This is a genomic window from Cryobacterium sp. TMT1-66-1, assembly GCF_004403435.1.
Lineage (GTDB): Bacteria > Actinomycetota > Actinomycetes > Actinomycetales > Microbacteriaceae > Cryobacterium > Cryobacterium flavum.
This window is the reverse complement of sequence record NZ_SOGP01000003.1, coordinates 1-2,525: the sequence shown is the minus strand read 5'-3', so window position 1 is coordinate 2,525 and position 2,525 is coordinate 1. Positions and strand designations below refer to the sequence as shown.

General features: G+C 60.1%; 3 protein-coding genes and 1 pseudogene. 1 reads left to right on the top strand and 3 read right to left on the bottom strand.

Features of this window, described 5'->3' with window-relative positions; all coding sequences use genetic code 11:
- The 3 genes and pseudogenes from E3T29_RS20055 to E3T29_RS01770 form a co-directional block, all read right to left on the bottom strand.
- Positions 1–321: hypothetical protein (locus E3T29_RS20055; protein WP_241987589.1), on the bottom strand; the 321-nt coding region annotated here is incomplete at its 3' end.
- A gap of 105 nt (positions 322–426) precedes the next feature.
- Positions 427–798, bottom strand: a pseudogene (locus E3T29_RS20595) (protein kinase); the annotation flags it as partial.
- Between the two features lie 3 nt (positions 799–801).
- Positions 802–1,026 carry a hypothetical protein gene (locus E3T29_RS01770; RefSeq protein WP_134343840.1) on the bottom strand — a complete coding sequence of 75 codons (225 nt, stop codon included), beginning with the start codon at positions 1,024–1,026 and terminating at the stop codon, positions 802–804.
- Between the two features lie 1,057 nt (positions 1,027–2,083).
- On the opposite strand from E3T29_RS01770, the gene E3T29_RS20590 reads away from it, so the two are divergent.
- Positions 2,084–2,419: a DUF1643 domain-containing protein gene (locus E3T29_RS20590; protein WP_370449090.1), complete on the top strand. Its 336-nt coding sequence runs from the start codon at positions 2,084–2,086 to the stop codon at positions 2,417–2,419.
- Positions 2,420–2,525 lie beyond the last annotated feature (106 nt).

Here is a 2,525-nt window from a genome sequence, read left to right as displayed (position 1 = left end):
GCGCTCGGCCGACTCAAGCTGGTTCGCGTTGACTAGAGCCCGGACCACTCTCACACACCAGCAGAGGAACTGATCCATGTCCCTGTAGCTCAGTCCTGGCACTTCCCCCAAGAGATCCACCACCGCATCGACCATTCCTGCGCTATCGGCCGCAGCCCAGTCATTCACGTCGGACTGCGAAGCCCTCGGGAGCGCACGGATCGCGCGCGGGTGTTCCCCCGCCTGCCTGGTATACGCGCTCACTTCCACCCACTCTCCTCGCTGGGTCAACGCCTCGAACGTACCGACGAACGGCTGTGTCGCCACGGTGAAGGCCTTCACAAAGTCGTCCAAGTTCGCAAACCGGTCCGGTCCATGTGGCCTCGTTGCCCTGCGGATAGCAGCGCCAAGACGAGGGTCCAGAGGCATAGTTACATGTCCGTACGCAGGCGGCTGCCCGGTCAGCAGCCAGGATGCGATTGCCCCGAGGCTGTAAACGTCTGCGGTGATCGTCGCGTCGTGGGCATCGCTGTATTGCTCCGGCGCCGCCCACCCGGTGCTCCCCGTCAAACCTCCGGCGTGAGTCAGTTTGGATGTTGTTAGGCCTAAAGGATTACGCACGATACCAAAGTCGGCGACGACCCATCGGGCGTCCTCACCGTCGAGCCACAAAATATTGTGCGGCTTCAGGTCGCGGTGCACCTGGTCTTGAGCATGAAGAGGTCTGAGTCCTCCGGCAACAGCGTCGAGAATTTCGACACAGTCTTGTACCGAGCAGGGTACTTTTGTCTCGAACAGCGAATGCGATGCGTGCGGCATGGCCTACCAGCCGCGCGAAGCGTCGTAGTCGAGAACCGGCATCACGTGCCTGTTCGCATTCGCAACCATGGCTAAGAGCTCGCGCTCAAAACGCTTCTGCACCTGGGGCACATCGGCGGCGATCTTCAGCACAACCACTTGGCTAGAGGTGTTCTGTGAAGTCCAGACCTGAGCTAACGGCGTTTTGCTGATTCTCTCCCTCAGGTCGTATCCATCAGGTATTGCCACGAAGTTCCCTCACTGTTTTCTACTCTTTGATGTCGGACGTATCTCTCCGACAATCGATGGCACTGTCGGTTCCTTGAGGCTAGCGGACCATTGCTGACGACCGCCGGGTCAGTTGGAGCGTCCGGTGAGGGTTCCCTCGCGAACCCTGGACGCGATCAGCAGCCGCTCCCCCACGTCGTGCAAGACGAGTGCCGGGAACCGGCTACTGCACGCCCGACGCGGACCTACCGGGCATCACCGCCGGTTCGATCCACGGAACGAATCACTATGCTTGGCCGATGATGTCGGTCGTGGAGTTCCGGGTCACCTTTGAATGCGCAGAACCGCGACGCGTCGCCAAGTTCTGGTGCCATGTGCTTGGGTACGTCCACCGAAGGTAGCGAGTCAAACAGTTGGAGCCCACATGTTTTTCAGCCGAACCCAGAGCCAGCCTCCAAAGGTACAGGGCCAGACGCAGGGGCGAACGTTGGTCGTTCGCTTTACGAAGGCACAGTACAAGGCACTGTTTGATATGTGGTACCTTAAACGCGACGATCGCGCACTTTCGGAAGTGTGGAGCAAGATAAATCTCGCAAACTACGACGCCCGAGAACATGAGTTCTCCGCTTGGGGCATCGCCTCGAGGAATGAGCTCAAAGACACCACAGCATGCATGACCTGCGGGCTTGCGTGGCGTCTGCACGATTGGCCCCACCCGGCTTCGGCAATCGAGGGACAGGAAACTGCTTATGCGATGGTTTTCAACCTCTCCGAAACTCAGTACGCCACGCTCTCCGAGGTTTTGAAACGCGCGGTCTCGGACGCCCCCGGTGCCCTCGAGGAGGCGTGGAGGACTACGTCTCGCGCGCACTCCGCTGCGCCCGTTCACCTTTACGGTACAAACGAAGTGGACTCGCAGGCCGACTTCAAATTTCAGGCGCAAATAACATGCATAGTTTGCGGTCTCTCCTGGAGCCGGCACACGCACTAACGCATTGCTCCGAGGCGACAGGCTGCGAAGACTGAGGAGGTCCCGTCGTGATCGCGTACCCGACCCGACACGAGCCCGACCTCTGGGATCCTGTACCCGAGGAGAATAACTTCCGATTCGCCCTCGGCCAAANCCCCCCCCCCCCCCCCCCCCCTTATCGCGATCTGCATGAATCCTTCCCACGCGAGGAAGAGGGAGGCGGACAAGACCGTAAGGAGGCTCATTGAGGCGAGCCAGCAGCGCCGTTATGCAGGGTGGGTGATGCTGAACCTGTGTATCCAGAGCGATCGCCTAAGCCGAGCGCTGTGTCGGTCTTCGACGCTAGTCTGTCTGCGGAAAGCCGTGCCGCGATTGAGCGGGTACTCGCGAAGCATGGGGCGCCCGAGGTCTTGGATTCCATTAGTCGTTGCAACACCGCGCTGATTAAGTACTGATTAGTAGATCACGGAATCGCTCTGCCGGGGTGTCCCAGCCGAGCGTTTTGCGGGGTCGGCCGTTCAGTTCCTGCGCGACCCGTTCCAGATCCTCG